21 protein-coding genes and 2 tRNA genes are annotated in these 19,717 nt (G+C 45.9%); 4 read left to right on the top strand and 19 right to left on the bottom strand.

Annotated elements, in window-relative coordinates:
* Nucleotides 1–1,171 (top strand): Kae1-like domain-containing protein (locus LUCIF_RS26190; RefSeq protein ID WP_165866044.1); only part of this gene is annotated, 1,171 nt, incomplete at its 5' end.
* A 140-nt stretch (nucleotides 1,172–1,311) separates the two neighbouring features.
* Here the strand turns inward: LUCIF_RS26190 and LUCIF_RS17415 are convergent.
* On the bottom strand, nucleotides 1,312–1,575 hold the full coding sequence (locus LUCIF_RS17415) for a zinc ribbon domain-containing protein (RefSeq protein ID WP_122629165.1): 264 nt from the start codon (nucleotides 1,573–1,575) through the stop codon (nucleotides 1,312–1,314).
* A 60-nt stretch (nucleotides 1,576–1,635) separates the two neighbouring features.
* On the bottom strand, nucleotides 1,636–2,586 hold the full coding sequence (locus LUCIF_RS17410) for a helix-turn-helix transcriptional regulator (protein WP_122629164.1): 951 nt from the start codon (nucleotides 2,584–2,586) through the stop codon (nucleotides 1,636–1,638).
* Between the two features lie 158 nt (nucleotides 2,587–2,744).
* Between LUCIF_RS17410 and LUCIF_RS17405 the strand changes: the two genes are divergently transcribed.
* Nucleotides 2,745–3,017 (top strand): hypothetical protein, encoded by a 273-nt coding sequence (locus tag LUCIF_RS17405; protein WP_122629163.1) that lies wholly within the window; start codon nucleotides 2,745–2,747, stop codon nucleotides 3,015–3,017.
* 71 nt (nucleotides 3,018–3,088) lie between these two features.
* Here LUCIF_RS17405 and LUCIF_RS17400 read toward each other — a convergent pair whose 3' ends face one another.
* The 10 genes from LUCIF_RS17400 to LUCIF_RS17360 form a co-directional block, all read right to left on the bottom strand.
* On the bottom strand, nucleotides 3,089–5,119 hold the full coding sequence (locus LUCIF_RS17400; RefSeq protein WP_122629162.1) for a methyl-accepting chemotaxis protein: 2,031 nt from the start codon (nucleotides 5,117–5,119) through the stop codon (nucleotides 3,089–3,091).
* A 328-nt stretch (nucleotides 5,120–5,447) separates the two neighbouring features.
* A complete protein-coding gene (locus LUCIF_RS17395) occupies nucleotides 5,448–5,963 on the bottom strand; it encodes a class I SAM-dependent methyltransferase (RefSeq protein WP_122629161.1) in 516 nt (171 codons plus the stop codon).
* 47 nt (nucleotides 5,964–6,010) lie between these two features.
* A complete protein-coding gene (locus LUCIF_RS17390) occupies nucleotides 6,011–6,712 on the bottom strand; it encodes a cytochrome c biogenesis CcdA family protein (RefSeq protein ID WP_122629160.1) in 702 nt (233 codons plus the stop codon).
* 9 nt (nucleotides 6,713–6,721) lie between these two features.
* Entirely contained in the window at nucleotides 6,722–7,258 is a 537-nt protein-coding gene (locus tag LUCIF_RS17385; RefSeq protein ID WP_122629159.1) for a TlpA family protein disulfide reductase, read from the bottom strand.
* Between the two features lie 164 nt (nucleotides 7,259–7,422).
* Nucleotides 7,423–8,169, bottom strand: coding sequence for a sulfite exporter TauE/SafE family protein (locus LUCIF_RS17380; protein WP_207857963.1), 747 nt, complete (start codon nucleotides 8,167–8,169; stop codon nucleotides 7,423–7,425).
* Nucleotides 8,170–8,801: 632 nt separating this feature from the next.
* A complete protein-coding gene (locus LUCIF_RS17375; protein ID WP_122629158.1) occupies nucleotides 8,802–9,212 on the bottom strand; it encodes an aspartyl-phosphate phosphatase Spo0E family protein in 411 nt (136 codons plus the stop codon).
* 321 nt (nucleotides 9,213–9,533) lie between these two features.
* Nucleotides 9,534–9,659 (bottom strand): hypothetical protein, encoded by a 126-nt coding sequence (locus tag LUCIF_RS27055; protein WP_279386971.1) that lies wholly within the window; start codon nucleotides 9,657–9,659, stop codon nucleotides 9,534–9,536.
* A 79-nt stretch (nucleotides 9,660–9,738) separates the two neighbouring features.
* Nucleotides 9,739–9,879 (bottom strand): hypothetical protein, encoded by a 141-nt coding sequence (locus tag LUCIF_RS26185; protein WP_165866043.1) that lies wholly within the window; start codon nucleotides 9,877–9,879, stop codon nucleotides 9,739–9,741.
* A 415-nt stretch (nucleotides 9,880–10,294) separates the two neighbouring features.
* Nucleotides 10,295–10,385: transfer RNA gene (locus tag LUCIF_RS17365), tRNA-Ser, on the bottom strand.
* A gap of 30 nt (nucleotides 10,386–10,415) precedes the next feature.
* Nucleotides 10,416–10,504, bottom strand: a tRNA-Ser gene (locus tag LUCIF_RS17360).
* Nucleotides 10,505–10,975: 471 nt separating this feature from the next.
* Between LUCIF_RS17360 and LUCIF_RS17355 the strand changes: the two genes are divergently transcribed.
* Both LUCIF_RS17355 and LUCIF_RS26180 read left to right on the top strand, forming a co-directional pair.
* Nucleotides 10,976–11,620, top strand: a complete 645-nt coding sequence (locus tag LUCIF_RS17355) for a C40 family peptidase (RefSeq protein ID WP_122629156.1) — start codon at nucleotides 10,976–10,978, stop codon at nucleotides 11,618–11,620.
* Nucleotides 11,621–11,754: 134 nt separating this feature from the next.
* Nucleotides 11,755–11,931: a hypothetical protein gene (locus LUCIF_RS26180; protein WP_165866042.1), complete on the top strand. Its 177-nt coding sequence runs from the start codon at nucleotides 11,755–11,757 to the stop codon at nucleotides 11,929–11,931.
* Nucleotides 11,932–11,979: 48 nt separating this feature from the next.
* Here the strand turns inward: LUCIF_RS26180 and LUCIF_RS17350 are convergent, their stop codons facing one another.
* From LUCIF_RS17350 to LUCIF_RS17325, 7 genes are all read right to left on the bottom strand, one after another.
* The gene (locus LUCIF_RS17350; RefSeq protein ID WP_122629167.1) at nucleotides 11,980–12,549 is read right to left on the bottom strand and encodes a peptidoglycan recognition protein family protein; all 570 of its coding nucleotides are present in this window, start codon (nucleotides 12,547–12,549) and stop codon (nucleotides 11,980–11,982) included.
* A gap of 397 nt (nucleotides 12,550–12,946) precedes the next feature.
* The gene (locus tag LUCIF_RS17345; protein ID WP_165866041.1) at nucleotides 12,947–13,423 is read right to left on the bottom strand and encodes a SixA phosphatase family protein; all 477 of its coding nucleotides are present in this window, start codon (nucleotides 13,421–13,423) and stop codon (nucleotides 12,947–12,949) included.
* A gap of 153 nt (nucleotides 13,424–13,576) precedes the next feature.
* Complete coding sequence (locus LUCIF_RS17340) at nucleotides 13,577–14,962, bottom strand: PhoH family protein (RefSeq protein WP_122629154.1); 1,386 nt, start codon at nucleotides 14,960–14,962, stop codon at nucleotides 13,577–13,579.
* A 424-nt stretch (nucleotides 14,963–15,386) separates the two neighbouring features.
* Nucleotides 15,387–15,644 (bottom strand): hypothetical protein, encoded by a 258-nt coding sequence (locus LUCIF_RS25840; RefSeq protein ID WP_126720608.1) that lies wholly within the window; start codon nucleotides 15,642–15,644, stop codon nucleotides 15,387–15,389.
* Between the two features lie 492 nt (nucleotides 15,645–16,136).
* On the bottom strand, nucleotides 16,137–17,102 hold the full coding sequence (locus LUCIF_RS17335) for a sugar ABC transporter substrate-binding protein (RefSeq protein WP_122629153.1): 966 nt from the start codon (nucleotides 17,100–17,102) through the stop codon (nucleotides 16,137–16,139).
* Nucleotides 17,103–17,214: 112 nt separating this feature from the next.
* Complete coding sequence (locus LUCIF_RS17330; protein ID WP_122629152.1) at nucleotides 17,215–18,213, bottom strand: ABC transporter permease; 999 nt, start codon at nucleotides 18,211–18,213, stop codon at nucleotides 17,215–17,217.
* Nucleotides 18,182–19,711, bottom strand: coding sequence for a sugar ABC transporter ATP-binding protein (locus LUCIF_RS17325; RefSeq protein WP_122629151.1), 1,530 nt, complete (start codon nucleotides 19,709–19,711; stop codon nucleotides 18,182–18,184). The genes LUCIF_RS17330 and LUCIF_RS17325 overlap by 32 nt, the downstream gene beginning before the upstream one ends.
* Nucleotides 19,712–19,717 lie beyond the last annotated feature (6 nt).

Genomic DNA, 19,717 nt, shown 5'->3' with positions numbered 1-19,717 from the left:
GGTCGATGATTCCGTAACTGCCGTCTTCCAGGGAGAACCTTATCTGTTGCGGCGCAGCCGCGGTTACGTGCCGGTCCCGATTGCTCTGGCAAAAAATCTCCCGCCGGTCCTGGCCTGCGGTGGTGAGCTAAAAAATACGTTTTGCCTGACCCGGAAGAATCAGGCATTCCCCAGCGCCCACACAGGGGACTTAGAAAACATGGCCACCTTTCAATACTACGTCTCGGCTATCGATCATGACTGCCGGCTGCTCAATATTGCACCCCAAATCGTTGCTTATGACCTGCACCCCGAGTATCTTTCCAGCAAATATGCCCAAAAATTGGCCTTGCCTCAATTTGGTGTTCAGCATCATCATGCGCACATTGCTGCCGTCATGGCGGAACAAAATATAACCCAGCCCGTAATTGGCGTCGCCTATGACGGAACCGGCTACGGCACGGACGGCGCCTTATGGGGCGGCGAATTTCTTATCGCCGATTATAAACAGTTTGTCCGGGCGGCTCATTGCGTTTATCTGCCATTGCCCGGCGGCGCCCAAGCCATTAAAGAACCCTGGCGCCTCGCTCTCTGGCTGCTTGACCATCTGTTTGGCGCCCGGCTAACAACCCTTAACCTGCCGCTGGTGCATCAGCTTCCCGCCTACTGGCGGACCTTGCTGCAGGCAACGGCCCAAAACATCAATGCACCACTTACTTCCAGCATGGGCCGTTTATTTGACGCCTGTGCCGCTTTATTGGGCCTGCGGCAATACAACAACTATGAAGGTCAAGCTGCCATAGAACTGGAAAGGCTGGCCGGAACGGCAGCCGGTGAAATTCTTCCCTACCGGATTATAACCGGTACGCCGCATCGGCTTGATTTCTGCCCCTCCTTTGCAGCTCTGGCGGAAATGGTCCAAAAAGGAGCGGATCCTCAGTATGCCGCCGCTTCCTTTCATGACACCATTACAGCAGCAACCGTGAACATGCTTAAGATCCTCCACCGGGAAACAGGTCTGCGTCAAGTAGCGCTCAGTGGCGGCGTATTTCAAAACATGCGCCTTCTTACTCAGTTGACCACAGACCTGATAAAGGAAGGGCTGACCCCGCTCATACACCGCCAGGTTCCGGCCAACGACGGCGGGCTGTCCCTGGGACAGGCCGTCATTGCCGGGGAAAACTTTCTCTAGCTTTTCTTATCCGACAAGAAAGACCCAAAGGGTCTTTAAGTGGAAGGAAAGTATTTTACTTTTCGGCATTTATAAGAAAAAACACATATTCAGAAACAACCCGAAAAGTTATACTTTCCGATCCCACAGAAAAGGGAGCACTATGCTCCCTTTTTCCATCGCTTCAGCTGTGGTAATTGTTGATTCAGGATTTCCCGCGCTTTGGCTTCTTCCATACCATGTTCCTTCATATACGGTACACAGATCTCTATCATCTGTTCCATAGTAATATCCGGCTGTTTAAAACAGCCATTTTCATAGCAGTAAAAGCAATAGTCCCGGTTTTTTTCTCCCGTTTTTTCTGTTCCCAGTAAACTGGCGTCTGAGAGCGGCATACCGCAGCTTTGGCAAAATGGATCTTTCACGCTAAGCACCTCCTTGTTTTTCTGCCCCTAGTATACAACAGCAAACCTGACAACATTATGTCAGGTTTGCTGTTGCTTTTTTCCGTCGTATACGTCAAGAATGGCTGCCGCTCTTTCACAGATAATCGTTTTTATATGCAAAGGCTGTAAAACCTCCACATCTTTGCCAAAACTTAAGATAAATCCATATACCCATTCATCCTCCGGATAGACTACCGTTACATAGAGAAAACCGTCTTCCCCATAATGAAGCTCACCGGCGAAAAGGTATTCCTCTACCCGTCCCCGGACCCGCGGTGAAAACTTCAGTTTGAGTTCGACGCCCGCTCCTTCCCGGCCGGCTTGGCCATTATACCATTGTCCGGCGACGGCCCGTGGCTGAAATGTCGTCTCCAAACATTGCAGCTTTTTCATTCTGGCCAACTTGAAAAACCGGTAATCATTGCGCAAATGACAAAAAGCGTAAAGATACCACGTTCTTTCTTTGAAATATATTTGCAGCGGCTCGACCGTCCGCTCTGTTTCTACTCCGTTGGCTGCAATATAACGGAAAGAAACGGCCCTACAACCCTCCACCGCCTCATTTAACACATTCACTCTTTCTTTAAAGGCTTCCCTTTCCTCCCAACCACTTAAGTCAATCACTACCTGATTGCACTTTTCATTCACCTGCTCCATCTTGTTCCTGGGAATCAGACCGGTCACCTTTTCGATAATATGCAGTATCTTCTTATCGCCCAAGGAAGATTCCAGCCCTCTTAAGGCCCGCAAAATGGATATTATCTCCTCATCACTCAGTATATTTTTATCTACCCGGTAATTCTCCAAAATGCCCAGTCCGCCATTTGCACCGGGGTACGCCACCACAGGGATTCCAGCTTCATTGATTGTTTCAATATCCCGGTAGATGGTCCTTACGGAAACTTCAAATAACCGGGCAAGGTCCTTCGCCTGAATCCGTTTCCGGTTGATAAGAAGCATAACAATTGATAATAACCGGTTAAGGCGCATAGTTTGCCCCCTTTCGTCCCTTTGTTTCCTTTCTCTTTTCCTTTGCCAAACCCTCCTTCTTACTTACTTCCGACCAATTCCGTTTATAATTTTTTTACTTTTCCACCGATTTTTCTTATAATTATTAGAGAGAGCAAAGAAAGGATTGAAAATATGCTATGAAACCAATTCTATTACCCTTACCGACCTACTTGGGATTTCTTTTTTTCTTCCTGGTATTTGAATTATTTGTCTATAGCAAATTACAGCAACAGGTTGAACGCTTTAGGCTTGCCAGGGTACGTGGAGCGATTGTCTCTTCCTATATCCTTTTAGGACTGGCATTCGCCGCTATAAAAATATTACCACCTATGACTGCCTTACTGCCCGCTTTTTTGGCTTCTGCCGTTGCGTATTATGTATTGTTTATCAAATATAAGAAAAACCGCTAGTGCGGTTCTTTCGCAAAAATAAACACGCGCCCTTCTGAGGGCGCGTGTTTTAATTTTAAAACGGATTAAGGCTAAACCCGGAACTTCTCCACAGCCTGTTGTAAATCTCCGGCCAATTGAGCCAGACTTTGGCTGGAAGCGGCAATTTCCTGCATAGACGCCGACTGTTCCTCGGTCGCCGCCGATACGGTCTGCGCCTCGGCGGCACTCTCTTTACTCACCTTATCGATATCGAGAATGGACGATACCAGGGACCGGCTGCCGCTAGCCATCTGATGGATAGACTGGGAAATCCCTTCAATCTGTCCCGATAGCTGTACAACGGAATCAACGATCTTCTTAAAGGTTGCGCCGGCCGAATTTACAACTTCCATTCCGGCTTGAACTCCCGCCATGCCTGCCTGAGTGGCGGCCACAGCCTGATCCATATTGGTCTGATTCCTTTCAATCAAGGCCGCAATCTGCTGCGCAGCCCGGTCGGATTCTTCAGCCAGTTTTCTAACCTCTTCCGCCACGACGGCAAAACCTCTGCCGTGTTCGCCGGCTCTGGCAGCCTCAATCGCAGCATTGAGCGCCAGTAAATTCGTCTGGCCGGCAATTGTCGAAATAAGATTTACAATCTCAGTTATTTCCTGTGAACCCTTGGCCAGGTCTGTTATCGCAGCCTGCACGGCGGTGGACCCTGCCTCTATTTTTTGCATTTGATCAACCGCTTGCTCTATCGCCTTCCGGCCATGGTCCGCTTCCCGGGATGTCTCTTTCGCAATTTCCGCCACCCCGTTCGCTGTAGTGGAAATCTGTTCCGTATTGCCTGAGATTTGCTCCGCCACGGCACTGATTTGCGTGGCTGAAGCCGACTGTTTCTCCGTACCCACCGCGATCTCCGTAATCGACCCGGCAACCTGATTGGCGGCATCCGCCGACTGATGCGCACTCGCAGTCAGCTCTTCACTGGAAGACGCCACCTGCTCGGCCTGCGTTTGCACCTTCTTTACCAGTTCCCGCAGAGTTCCCCGCATCTCGCGGAACCCTTTGCCCAATTGGCCGACTTCATCATGGGAAAGAACTTTCGCTTCCCGTTCCCGAAAGTCGCCCTGCGTCAGAAGCAGGCATTCATCCCGCATTATTTGGATCGGCTTCACAAAACGTTTGCTCAAAATAACAATGAACAATATGGCAATTACAATAAACACCAATGACACAAAGAACAAGATCCGTGCCAGAGACGACGCCTTCTTATAGACTTCCGCCTCCGGCGCCGTAACGGCCATAACCCAGTGCTGATTTCCGGCCAGTTCAAGCGGAGTAAAAACAGCAAATTGGTTTCCTGTATCCATCCGGTATATTCCACTCACCTGTTTGAAGTTTGCATTAGCAGCTTTAAACAGGCTAATTAAGCGGTCATCCAATTCGGTCTGTTTCATTTTTAACTCAGGATTAATTTTCTTCACACTCAGATTTAACTTTCCAATCAATTCAGGGTTTTTAGGATGAGCAATGACAACTCCTGAATTATCGACCAGAAACCCATACCCCGTATCCATATATTTCAAATTTTTAATCAGACTCGATAAATTCTCCAGAGAATAGGTGGCGCCCAAAACGCCTGTCAACTGACCATTATCCAATACAGGTACGGCCAGCATTACCGATAACTTACCGGTAGCTTGCGAAACCAACGGGTTGGAAACAACCGGCTTCCTGGTGGAAAGCACTTGTTTAAAATAATCGCGACCGCTTAAATTTTCAACATGTCCGTCTTCGAGAACCGCTGAACCGTTAGGATAAATGAAAAAGACAACATCAAAATCGCTAAGCCGCTTTTTCATTTCCCCCAGAACCTCAACAATTTGATTTTTATCACTGCCGGTCCGGACCCGTTTCATGCTGGCTACTTCTTGAAGATGAACCAGCCTTTCCTGGATATTAGCCTGAATCTGGTTGGCATAGTCGGTTCCGATCGCTTTACCTGACTCGCCGATACTTTCCTTCAATGCCTGACTGGATAAATAATAACTCAGCCCGGATAATGCGGCAAATGTAAAAATAAAAAAAGGCAGCAAAAGAAGAAGAAGCTTTGCCCGAATACTGGTTATTCTCATAATTACCTCCTCTTAGACTATGGCGCGACGCTCCCCTACAATTACAACAAAAACAATGGGTCAACCCGGCTACTAAAAGCTGACTGATTTCTCTGCTATGTAATGTAGTATAGACCTCCGCTCTCAATCTTTCTTTTTTGTTCAAATTCGACATCAGCTACGAAAATCCTTTTTTAAATTACAGCATTTTACAAATAAGTAACTACTCAATAACCGTAAAAAATAAAACCAGCGGCTTCCGCTGCGCTAGTTCATGGCAGGAAAGCCGCTGGTTTTCCGGGCTCGAATGGCGTATATTTCTTTTCCTAGTTCAATCACTGTTATTTCATCAAATCCGGCTTGGGTTAAAAAATTCCCGGTTGCCTTCCGATCCAACCGCTCCGTTAGGGGAGGCCCCATAGAAGATTCCTTTTTCTCCCATTCCAAAACAGCGATTTGTCCCTCCCGTTTCAAAATCCGCCGGACTTCCTGCAAAAAAAATGCCGGGATGCTCCGTTTCGTGAAGAACAAACGCCACCAAGGCTAAGGTAGCCGTATTGTCCGGCAAGAAAAGCCGGTTCTTCTGCACTTTAACAGTTTTAATATTCGTCAAGTCTGCTGCGCTGGCCCGCCGTTCCACTTCCAGCAACATTTCAGCGGAAAGGTCCAGGGCAAGAACTTGCCCGTCACTACCTACGATTCCGGCCGCCGGCAAGGCAAAGTATCCGGTGCCGCAACCGATATCGACAACGATATCACCCGGTACCAAACCTAATTTTTGCAATGTCAACTGCGGCGGCAGCATTTTCTGCCGGGCCGGACTATCTAATTTACTTTTTTGGCTGATATCAAACTGATGTGCCATATTTCCTCCCAATTCATAATTTAGTCAGCTTGGTTGCCAATAATTCCTTACTGCCAAACGGACCAAAAAAATCCCAGTCCTTTTTGCAGCCAGTCCAGCCAAATAAAAATCCCAATAACTATCAGTATATATCCGGCGATTCGCTGGATATGAGGCAACCATCTGTAAATGTTCCGCATCCGGCTTAAATATTTTTTCAAGACGACAGCCATCACAAAAAACGGCAGAGAAAATCCCATGGCATAAATAAATAATAATAATGCACCAACACCGGCCGTATTCGATCCTCCCGCGTACAGCAGGATCGACGCCAATACAGGACCGGTACAGGGGGTCCAGCCAACGGTAAACGAAAGACCAAGCAGGAATGCCCCCAACGGTCCCTGAAACGTCCTGACAATAAAAGGACGGTATTCCCGTTCCAGCGGGGCCAGCCGGAAAAGGCCGGATAAGCATAATCCCATAAGGATAATAAGAACCGCCCCAATTTTACGAACTTCCGGCTGATACTCGAAAAACCATTGCCCCAATAGAGAGGCCGTCGCCCCCATAATCGTAAATACTAAGACAAAACCAGCCAGAAAACAAAGGGTATTCACATATATTTTCCCCCGGTTATCCGCTTCTTCCGCTGCAGTCCCTGCCAGTAAGGCGGAAAAAGTCGGCAACAATGGCAAAACACAGGGAGACAGAAAAGAGACCACGCCGCCGGCGAATGCCGCTACCAATCCGATTTGATTCAGCTCCATCGTCTTCACCTATAACTTCTTAATAACGTTTTCCAGTTCAGCTTCCGTGGTCCCGCCGGTCTTGCGGTAACGAATAATCCCTTTAGAATCGACAATAAGGGTCGTGGGAATCGCTGTAATCCGGAAAATCCGGGCCACGACTCCGTCCTTGTCGAGCAATACCGGCATAGTATAGCTATTTTGCTGCATAAAAGCCGTTACTTTCTCTGCCGGTTCCTGTAAGTTCACGGCGTAGAATTGCACTTTGCCCCCATCACGGCGGTAAAACTGTTCTAACTCCGGAAATTCGGCCCGGCACGGCGGACACCAGCTGGCCCAGAAATTTATAACGTATGGTTTGCCCGGAGTCCCAATCCGGACTGGCTTATTATCAGTACCGGCAAGCGTAAATACCGGAACCTTCTTGCCTTCCGTTACACCTGTTTCGGCCTGCTCCTGCTGCGACTCCTTAGGCCGGACATGTTGCTCCTGAGAAATAAAGTTATACCAAACGCCGACGCTGGCGGCAATAATCAGTAAACCGATCACCCAAAAACGTCTATTCAATAGAATCTCCCTCTTTTCAGTTTTGATCAATCAAATTATTTTTATACTATAGGCTTATTATACAATGCTCCTCCCCCCGGGGGCAAGGAGTCCTGTTGTAAGACCCAAAACCGCTAATGCGGTTTTGGGTCTTATGGCACCGGAAAGTATTTGATATGTATAAGCTATTGAGGATAAATCCACTTGATTATTTCACCGCCCACACTCATGACCCCGCTTAAAAATACAACGGCGGCGGCAATTTGGCGAAAAACCTGCGGAGCCATCCGTCGAAAAATCCGTTCGCCAAAACATACACCCAAAACAACCCCGGACAATAGATACGGACTATGCCGCAAGATATTCGCATCTAAAGTTCCGGCATAATACATAATAAAAAGAGTTGTAATATTACAAAGGCAGAAATACCGCACCGTGTTGGCCCGGAACGCCTGTTTATCTTGCTGCTGGTTCATCAGAAACAAGGCGACCGGCGGACCGCTCATACTTGTCGATCCGCCCATGAATCCGCTTATGATTCCGACCAGCAGTATTGCCAGCCGCGGGCGTTTGAGCGGCACGGCATAATTGCCGAACATACTTATGGACACCAGTATAATGATTATACCAATATATAATTTAAGAACCGAAACGTCAATGACCTTTAACACGTAAACTCCCGGCAAGATACCAAATAAACTCGCCAAAAACATAAGCCAGACCATTTTCAAATCCCCTTGCCCGCGTGTCTGGGAAATGACCATACAATTCAATACAAATGCGCCCATAAGCATCAAACTCACAACTTGTTTCGGTTCCATAACCAAAAGCAGCAATGGCGCCCCCACTACCGCAAACCCGAATCCGGTAATCGATTGCGCCATCGCGGCAAAAAATACGGTTAACCAAACATAAATCATTGTAATGTCCATTCGGCTTCCTCCCGGCATGACGACTGCAAGACAACATCTTCTCTTACCAGCTCCGTTGAAAATGCTGTTCCATAACAGGTTAATTATATCCTTATCGGCACCTAAATGTTAAGAGATTCTTTCATCAAATCAGCCGGAGATTACTGCAAACAACGTAAAATAAAAAAATCCAAGCCTTTCCGGATAAATTCTTACCGGTTTATGTACATCTCTGCAGGCACTCTGAATATGATACAGTAGAAAACGTTTGGAGTGATCATTGTGGATTGCTGGCTTTTTCTGCTTCTTTCCGTATCCTATTTTATCGGCATTGTATCACTTATCGAATTAATGCATGTAAGAGAACCATCCTGCCAGAAAGGTCCTTTTATTAAGCACAAATTCTAACCGCAGTTGTTCTAACCTTTATTCTAAACATCCTCCGCTTAAGCACCCGGCAATAAATTGCCGGGTGCTTTAAGCGTCGTAATCCATTTCCGTTTCACACCCTGACTTGTAGCGACAATATTTCTCCCAATTTAGCCACAAATATAGATAATGAGTTTATATTTCGTCTTACCGGGAAACTTGCTGCCGAATACCAAGATTTATACCCGGCAGCTAAAGCCACCGGGTATAATTATACAGATCCATTATGCCATTTTCACCAGGCTCCATACTCCTATATTCAGATCCCATGCCAAACGGGCTGTTTTTCCGTCTTGTAACTCTACATCAAAATATTGAACCGGCCGCTCTGTCCGTTTTGTTTGTCCTATACGATGCTGTATAATCCGTTTAATGTTGTGGCGGATATTATTATGCCGGAACATACGTGGCTCGGTTCTGCCGGAGATGTCAAAATTCACACCAACGTATACCGGTTCATCAATATACCTCACGCCGGTGTCACTCAAGCAGCGGTGATATTGGACAATAAAATGGTTTAATTTTCGATTGGCCTTAATCACTTCGTCGTCATTAAGACCTTTTTCCTGCACAATTTTATATAAATTAATACGCAGTTTTTCTATTATTTCTTCCAATTGCTTAAGTTCATCCATTTATTCTCTCCTCTTTCCATTCATAAACTTTTTAATCTTCTATCACACAGCGATAATATCTATAAGAAAGGCTAAATTAAGTTTTCTTTATTTTATATTCTACTGACAAATTGTGACAAACTTATGACAAAGACTGCTAAATATCCCACTTTTCGCAGTCCCTGTCATATGACAATAATTCTCCTGAAAAAAATGTGAGAAAATATATTCTCTTTTCCAGCATTATGGCAGAATCAGCCTATCATCGATTACAAAAATAACCTAAAAAAGGTCAAAATAGAGCCCTTACCGAAGTAAGGGCGCAAAAAAGACTTATTGATATTAACAAATGGAAGAGCTGCTTGAAGACCAGTCGTTATTGTCGAAACAACAGAAGAATAGCAGCAAAATGATTATAACAACAATAATCCAAATGCCGCCACCGCGACCAAAGCCACCAAAGCCCATACAAATTCCTCCTCCAACTATAAACTCGATACAGCTTATGATAGACGAAAGCTATCGGTTACTACCGAATAAATCGGTATTATAAAATATTATAATGTTCCAATAATGATTTTAAAGTCTTAACGGGAACCATTTTCTCACCATTTATTTCAAAAAACAAAATTAACGCAACTAGTACGTTCAAGAACGCTGCGGCACTTAACTCATCATTACCGTCCATGTTCTTTTCATCACATCCATTTGCATAAATACTTACATAATATAATATATGTTTGAAGCAGATTGCAGTGACGAATTTTTCCCAATCTACTTTCCGATCCCATAACAAAAACAGGTATGAATTCTCATGCCTGTTTATTTTTACTATGGTGCACACTTACCATAGCTTTAACTCCCTATGTATGGCGGAGTGGCCGGGATTTAAACCCGGGCCAGGATTGTCCCTGCTAACGGTTTAGCAATTTGATATTTCATATTGTTAGGTATAGTTTACAACTGTTTATGCCAGTAGTTCCGCACAGTTATGTATATTGCTGCTAATTACACAGCTTTGTTATCGTCAATATAAAACTGGCGACAAGAACGCACAAAAAGACCGTTTAAACATCATGTAAACGGTCTTGAAGTCTTTTGTATGGCGGAGTGGCAGGGATTTGAACCCTGGCGGGGCTTGCACCCCCTAACGATTTAGCAAACCGTCCTCTTCAGCCACTTGAGTACCACTCCGTGAATGAATAATCTGATTTATGAAGTTCCTGGCGGAGGGGGTGGGATTCGAACCCACGGTCCCTTGCGGGATCACTGGTTTTCAAGACCAGCTCCATAAACCACTCGGACACCCCTCCGTGTCCGACACAACTGTTATTATAACAAAGGCAAAGTACAATGTCAACTAAATTGATTATGGCAATTTTTACACTTCTATCGTAAGAAAGACCTAAAAGGTCTTTAAATGGAAGGAAAGTATTTTACTTTTCGGCATTCAAAGCAAAAAATGCGTTTTAGGGAGATAGCCCGAAAAGTTATACTTTCTGATCCCGCGAGAAAAACTGCTGGCGCGGTCTTTCGGCTCGTGGCACAGGGCTCAGGGCGCGGAAAAACCCGTCTAGAGATGCTGGCGGCATCCAGGCAGAAGGCTTGTCTGTCATAAGCGGAGGTTACGGAGCGTTGATTTAGAATTTTTGACATGAACCGGCCTGAAAATAGTTTACATAATTAAATTACTATGTTATTATACATGATATCCTGTCTATTTTCAGCATGATAATCCGGCTTCTACCCTTTTTTATAACAAACAAAGTAATGAGGTGATTTTCATGAAACAAATAAAATCAGTCGCAGTTTTGTTGATTATAGCACTTTCGGTAACCTTTGTTACGCCGGCTGTCCCCGCGTATGCATTTTCCTTGAATGACATTCTGACCTCATCCAGCAGTTCCGGCTCGGGCTCCGGTAATAGTTTCATGAATATTCTACTGGGACTGTTATTAGGGAAATTTTTAAGCAATATTGGCGGCACAAGTACCTCCGCTTCTGACAATTCCCTGCCGGCCGGTCTGACGCCCGCCAGCGGGTCTTCCTCAGCCACGGCCAATGGACAAGCCATTGTGAATACTGCAAAAAAATACATGGGCGTTCCTTATGTTTGGGGCGGTGATCAGCCCACCGGCTGGGACTGTTCCGGTTTTACCCAGTATGTAATGCGGCAAAACGGCATTACGTTGCCGCGAACAGCCGCTGAGCAATATGCTGTCGGCACTCCGGTGGACAAGAACGACCTTCTTCCCGGTGACCTGGTCTTCTTCACCACTTATAAACCCGGTGCATCCCATGTAGGTTTTTATATAGGCGGCGGTAAATTTATTCACGCCAGCTCCGCTGCAGGTAAAGTCACAATTAGTTCCCTGGATGAGAAATATTACAGCGACCATTATATTGGTTCCCGGCGTTATATCCATTAATTTCATCCCCCCAGCCTCCGGGTTGAGGGGGATTTTTTTTGCCCCCGATTCTATTGTAATCTGAATATTCTCATGGTAATATGCGGGTATAGGCACATTTTAAGAAAATTCATTTGCGGAAAGGAAGGTCGCACATGGTACTCATCCAGTATATATGTCCCAAATGCCGCTGCCATCTCCTGTGGGCCATGCGCACGGCCACTGTTTATTGCCGCAAATGTGACCGGTGGATTACGGTAAAGGAACTTAAAGAAGCTTATCCTTTGGAAATGGACCCCAGCAAAGAGAAAGAACAGCTAAAAATGTTTTAGTGTATAATAAAGAACCACTTCTATTCTGAATGGAAGTGGTTCTTAAGTTTATTCTCCCAATCCATTTTGTTTGTACCAGTTGGCTTTTCCCCGCAAAATATCGCCGCCGGATCCCGGTTCCTCCCCATTATGCAAAAACCAAAGATCCCAACGTTCCCAGGTCGCATCCGGACCGTACCCGTCTAAATTAGCCGCTTCGGCATGAGTCATAATATGCGCTGCATCAATCGGAATATCCAGTGCTTCCGCCAGGCAAACAATAACTTGTGCCATACTCTCGATCTGCATATCTGTTGGCGGCTCGTCGCCAAGATTGTTAGAGGTGGCAAAAGCGGCGCAGGCCATAGCAACACCAATCGCACCGCTGTTACGGTGCCATGTGTGCGCCTTCAGTTCGGCAAAGTTTTCCGTGGTCACATATACACTGCCGTCGGCATCAATGTTAATATGATAATCGCCATAAAACTGATGATAATGACCCGCAGACCAATGAAGATATATTATGACTTCCCGGTTTATTGACCGGGCCGATTGGTACAATGCTTCTTTAGAAGCAGCCGCAATCTGTTTTACTTCCTCTAAAGTAACATTCCGGCCCCGTACCACTTCGGAAAACATAACTTTATGCTTTTTTTTCCTTGGAGGCACTTTGACCACTTCCCTTCTCTACCATCATCCTATGCAAAGACGGGAGGCAAGGTGCCGTTTCTTCCTGAAATACGGTTATTTCCAGTGTAGCACTGCCAAAAATCAATTAATGCCAATTCCCCGGCAACACCTTAACCGCAGCAACATAATATATACAGTGCTAAACTCTTTAGAGGGGGATCTGTTTATGCAGGTGTATGCGCTATATGCCCTAATCGGTACCGGCCTGATTACAGTCGGCTATCTTGTTTATCTTTTCCTGATGTTGCCGCGAAATACCCGTACCAAATAAAAGCTTCTCTTCAGTTCCAATTAATCAAGATAAAACCCGGCAACCTACCTGCCGGGTTTACAATGATCTATAATATTAGCGAATCCGCTTTAGACAACGAGGCTGCATAAACCATTGCAGTTCAGCGTGCAGCGGCTGCCCGGCATCTATACGGATTCCGGCAGCGGCACATTTCTTATAATGCAGCGCAATCCCCGTCAAATGTTTCGTATATTCCTCCAAAAAAAACTTTTGCCCGACAATGATAAGACAGTCCTCACCGATATTTTGAGTAATAAGATCCGTAACACTCCCGTAATCACTACTCGTGAGTCCATTGGCAAACTTAATTTTAGCTCCCAGTACATCAGCCATAATTTCCGCTGTTTGCAAGCAGCGCGGTAAAGAACTGGACCATAACTGGACCTTAGTCTTGGCCGCGATGAACCTTGTCAATCCTTTGGCAATCTGTTTGGACGTTTTGCGGCCCTTGCCGGTCAAGTTCCGCATTTCGTCGGTCATATCGCCGGAAAGTTCCTCTGCTTCGCCGTGCCGGACCAAAATAAATTCCATAACTGCCTCCTCATCCTTCTTGCAATTGAATCTATTGGGGTATATTGGCAAATTATTGACAAAATCCTGCTTCATTCCAATAAATAAAATAAATTATTTAAAAAATTATAATTAAAAGGTTCTGCATCCTTTTAAGCAGTTTCAAACAAGATATTATAATCGCATCGCCGCTTCGGCTGCCAGGGGCGATCTTTCGCACTCTTCCGGCAGCATTGTTACCTGAAAACACAGCTTGGACCCTATCATTTTTTCACTTGCATAACTTAGCCCGTTTGACTGACTATCCAGTAATGGGTTATCAATCTGGGCAGGGTCACCCAGCAAAATAGTTTTTGTGCCATATCCCGACCGGGTCAGAACCGCCTTAGCCTGACGCGGAGTGGAATTTTGCATCTCGTCAAAAATAACCCAGTACTTGTTAAGAGAGCGCCCTCGCTGGTAGGCCAGTGCTTCCGTCTGAATTATGTGTTTTTCAAACAACATATTTACCGTGTCCTCTACTTGAGCGACGTCCTTATCCTCCGTTAAATTGCTGCCGGACATTAACGTAAACAGGTTGTCTTTTATGGAGCGCATATATGGTTCCAGTTTTTCCGACTCGGAACCGGGAAGGAAACCCAGCCCTTCATCAAGCATGCAGTGCGGACGGCAGATCAACAAGTGATGGTAGTCTTTGGGACGGCAATCCATAATATTATGCAATCCCACAGCTAAGGAATAGAAGGTTTTAGCCGTGCCGGCAGGACCTTTAATGATCACCAGCGGAGCCTCGGCGGCGCTCATCATGAGGCATTCCTGCAAGAATACCTGTCCTACATTGCGGGGAGTAACTCCAAATGGATTCCGGCTGCGATAGCGTAAATGAATAATCTTTTGGCCGTCATATCTGCCTAATGCGGTATGACGGTCATTATCAGTTGATTTTATAAGCAGAAATTGGTTCGTTTCAAAGGTTGCCGCTGTAAACAAACCGACATTCTCATCATAGGCGTAAAATTTTTCAGGGTCTATATAATTAGCATCATCCCGGTGAAATTCATTGATTACATCACTCGCGGCATAAACGGTCTGGCGTCCTGTATATTGCTGCTCAATACTTGCCACCTTATCGTTGCGAAAATCCTCAGCGGCGATCCCCAATATGGCAGCTTTGACCCGCATATTGGTATCGCGACTAACCAGGATCGTTGATTGTCCGCTCTCCATGAGTCCTTTACATACCTGTAAAATGCGGTTATCACCTTTTTCCCGTTCCCAGTGCGGCGGCATTTCCGTATTCATATGATTCGCTTCAATACGAATCGTACCACCAAATTCGTTCAGTGATACCCCTTCCAATAAATTGCCTTCCAGGCGGAGTTTATCGATTAATCTACTTACATAGCGGCTGTTGGCACCACGCTCACTGCTCTCCTTTTTAAACCGGTCCAGTTCCTCAATTACCACTTCCGGAATCACAACCGCATGTTCGTTAAATGCGAAAACTGCATGGGGAGAATGAAGCAGCACGTTTGTATCAATTACGTAACACTTTGACATTTTATTTCCCCCTTATGATATTTTGTTACAAACAGTCAAAGAAATGAATAGAAAATTAAATTCATCTTAACTTTCGGAGAAATCAAAACTCGCACTTCTTACTTGTTATATCCCTATAAAAACAAAATACCACCTGTCCTCAAGGGAATGTCAGGCGGCAACATGGCAAACCTCCTTATTCAGGATGGTTACAATCTCTTCATTGACGGGGCAAACAACACTGGACGAAGCTAGTAACGGGTGGGTAAGCAGTATAAAGCGTCTAGGCATGAGTCAATACCTCCATGATTCGACTAATAATCTTCTAATTAACACCATAGCACAAATAGTTTGGTTATTGATTAACAATTTGTTAAACTTAATTTAAAAATTCGCTTCATGGACATACTTTTCCTGCCAAATAAACATCCATATAGACATTTTTCTACATGGATGTTCCATATTGCGGGTAACACTCCCAGCCATAATAAGCCGGTCTCCAGCCATACCAGGGCCGGCAAGGAGAATACGGGTAACAAGAGTAGTGATAACGGGGTCGGCAAGTCACCGCCACTCCGGCTGTAGCTATCAAAAGCACGGCAATCGGCGGACAACGATTCTCATAGTCATCATAAGGGTACCGATCCTCCCATTCCCTGATTTCCGGCTCTTCCCAGCTAAAGTGACCTTTTGGCCGGATCATAGTTGTTCACATCCTTTCTTTTCTTATTACATAATATGCCGCCCCCAAAAATTGCGTGCCCGAATGCTCTCCGGTCCTGGTCCACTTAAAGGGATCAGTAGATTTTATTTTACCATTCCCTCTTTCTATGCTAAGTCGGTAAAAAATTCCGCGATTCGTTCTAAATAAATTGTATTTCTCTCGTCCCTGGCAAGCAATTCATATTGCACAATTGGCATAATATTACTATAATAATAAGTAAGTGATATTCTTAACTTGATTAATCCTAAATAATTACCTAAGAAAGACCTAAAGGGTCTTTAAATGGAAGGAAAGTATTTACTTTTCGGCATTCTAAGCAAAAAGTGCGTTTTAGGGAGATAGCCCGAAAAGTTATACTTTCTGATCCCATAAAAAAACAAATGCAGGATGAACATGTTGTTCATCCTGCACGGTGCTGATTATGAAGCTGAGTTCACCGCTCTATTCGGACGGTATCACTCTGTCTTATATTTATTTGCCTAAGATCTTCTTCAACTCATCCAGCTTTTGTTTTACATTGTCTTTATTAATAATTTCCGTACCCGTATCAATCCGTTTATCAACGGCTTCTCCTTTGGCCGCTTTAATGGCGGCTTCTACGCCTTGGAAGCCGATATTATAAGGACTCTGGGCCACGGAAGCATTCAATTTTCCTTCACTGATTGAAGTTAACCCATCGGGCGAACCGTCAAAACCAACTACGGGAACATTAATATGAGCAGCTTCCAGGGCTTTCAACGCGCCCAGGGCCATCTCGTCATTAGTGCAGAATACACCTTCAAATTCCTGTTTGCTTTGAATGATATTTTCCATAACCGTTACAGCCATAGCCCGGTCGCTGTTGGCCGGCTGAATCGTAGCTACTTCCAGACCGGCGGCTTTCAGGGCCTCAACCGCACCGTTAGCGCGGTCGTCATGAGTAGGATCGCCAAGGGCGCCGCGAAGAATCACCACTTTCTTACCTTTGCCCAGGATTTTGGCCAGGTATTCGCCGCCCAGCTTACCACCGTTCAGATTACCGGTACCGACAAAAGAAACTTTGCTATCCCACTTGGCATCGGTATCGGCAAGAATTACAGGGATTTTCGCGTCTTTCGCTTTGTTGAAAACAGGAATCGCACTGGATGGCTGTGATGGTGCCACGACTAAAGCGTTGACCTTTTTCGTGATTTGGTCCTCGATCATGGAAATCTGCCCGGTTACATCGGTTTCGGCATTGGGTCCCAGGACGGTTACATCAGCGCCGTATTTTTCGCCGGCAGCTTTGGCTCCCGCCTCAACAATTTTCCAGTAATCACTGTTCAGCGCTTTAACAACAACGCCAATTCTCATCTTCTGGTCCGTTTTGGTCTGTCCCTGCTGCGAACCGCCGCAGCCCGCGACTACCAGCGCCACCACTAAAGATAACGCCACCAATAAATACATGCTTTTCCTCATTACACTTTTCCCCCTTTTTGTCTTTAGTTCCATCCGAGTTACCAAGGTAATAAGCATGCCTCACTTGCTTTCACATCACCTCCTTAGCTGAATGCTGCGGCTTATCCCACTTTTATTTAGCCTTTTTCGCCGCTTTATGCCGCAATACATCAATGTATACCGCCAAAATAATAACAATACCAATAGCTACCGTCTGCATCTCGGCGGATACACTCAAAAGATTCAGACCGTTGCGCAGGACCGCCATGATCATAGCACCAATCAGGGTTCCCCAAACAGTCCCTTCACCGCCGAGGAAGCTGGCGCCGCCGATAATCGCTGCGGCAATGGCATCAAACTCATACCCTAATCCGGCCAGCGGAAACGCTGCATTAACGCGGCCGACAAGAACCAGTCCGCCGAGCGCCGCCATGAAACCGCTGATACTATACACAATAATCAGAACCTTATCAATATTTATACCCGACAGCCGGGTCGCTTCCGGATTACCGCCAACGGCATAAATATAGCGTCCAACCGTGGTATAGTTAAGAAAAACATGGAAAAGTCCGTAAACGATCAGTACCAGAACGAAGCTGACCGGTATAGGTCCCCAAAAAGCCGCCCCCAGATACTGAATGGACCAGGGAAAGTTGGAAATCGGCGAAGCCGCCGTCAGGATAAGAGCCAGTCCGCGGGCCACATTCATAGTACCCAGCGTGGATATAAAGGGATGAGGCAATGACATTTTTGTCAGCGTCAAACCGTTAACGCAGCCAACTAAAGCGCCTATTCCCAGGCAGGCAATGATACCGAGTATCGGAGACATTCCCATTTTTACCACCAGAATACCCATGACACATGTGCTCAAGGCGACAACGGAACCAACCGAAAGGTCAATCCCTGCTGTCAGGATGGTCAGTAGCATGCCAATGGCAATAAGACTGTTAATTGCTGACTGTCGGGCAATATTCATGATATTGTCCATCGTCAAAAAATAGGGCGATAAATAGGTCAAAATACCGGATAAAACCACCAGACTGATCAAAGCGCCCAGTTTTTGCAGAACTTCTTTAATACGGAATTTGCGGGTCCCTGCATCAGCCGGCAGCGCTTGCGGATTTGTACTCATCACTTATACCTCCCGTCGCAGCTCTCATAATTTTTTCCGGAGTTGCCTCGGACTGGGCGAATTCCGCGGTAATCTCCCCGTCATGCATAACCAGAATGCGGTCGCTGATCCCCATAACCTCGGGCAATTCCGAGGAAATTACGATGACTGCCGCCCCCTCGGATACCAAGCGGTTAATTAGATTGTATACCTCTACTTTGGCCCCTACATCAATTCCGCGGGTAGGCTCATCGAAGATAAAAATCTTCGCCTGAGAACAAAGCCATTTGGCAATTACCACCTTTTGCTGGTTGCCGCCCGATAAAAGCCGGGTGGTAATCAGAGAATTGGCCGGGCGTACCTGCAGGTCTTTAATCAGGCTTTCCACTTCGTTTTCCAGAGCCTTGGTATTAATAAACGGACCGAACGTGCAAAATCTTTTCAAGCCGGATAAAGTAGAATTAAACCGGATATCATGCATCAATACCAGGCCTTGTCCCTTCCGGTCCTCCGTTAAAAAGGCCATGCCATGCCGGATAGCATCTTCAGGACTGTTGATTTTCACCGGCTCCCCGTCGATATAAATTTTACCGCTGTCAATCGGGTCCGCGCCAAAAATAGCCCGGGCCAATTCAGTGCGTCCGGCGCCGACTAATCCGGCAAAACCGAGAACTTCCCCCTGATAAAGGTCGAAAGAAACGTTATTAAGCAGATCGTTCTGAGTAATTCCTTCAGCCCGTAATGCCAAACTCCCCTTTTTTGCAACAATTTTCGGAAACTTTTCTTCCAGCGTTCGGCCAACCATCAGTTGAATCAGTTTTTCCTGGTCGGCTTCCTGCTTATCCATGGTAGTAATTTTGCAGCCATCCCGCATTACCGTAATCCTGTCGGCAACATCCAGCACCTCTTCCAGCCGATGGGAAATGTAAACCACGGCGATCCCTTTTTCTTTCAGTTTATGAATATTTTCCAGCAGGATTTTTACCTCTTTTTCCGATAAACTGGATGTCGGTTCGTCCATGATAATTAATTTGGCATTCTCGACAAGGGCCCGGGCAATTTCGACCATCTGCCGGTATCCCATACCGTAGGACCGTACCAGTTTGGTCGCGTCAATGTCAACCCCCAGGTCATTCATCGTCTGCTGTGCTATCCGGTTCATCCGGCGATAATCCAGCAGCCCGACACCGGGGATACGCATTTCCCGGCCCAGGAATATGTTCTCCGTAACCGTCATGTTAGGAGTCAGGCTTAATTCCTGATAAATGCAGGCAATGCCTAAATTATGCGAATCTTTCGTACTCGCAAACCGCACTTGGTTTCCCTGGCAAGCCATTTCCCCTTCATCATATTGATAAGCCCCTGTCAATATTTTTATGAGAGTGGACTTGCCCGCCCCATTTTCGCCGACCAGGGCGTGAATTTCCCCCGCCTTAATATCCAAATCCACATTGTTTAACGCTTTTACACCGGGAAAACTCTTGGATATCCCCTTTAAACTCAAAAAGTATTGGTCCACGGTTGC

Source organism: Allolucifera butyrica, from assembly GCF_900476375.1.
Taxonomy (GTDB): domain Bacteria; phylum Bacillota; class Negativicutes; order Sporomusales; family UPPP01; genus Lucifera; species Lucifera butyrica.
Note: the sequence above shows the minus strand (reverse complement) of the source record. Positions and strands in the feature narration are given on the sequence as shown.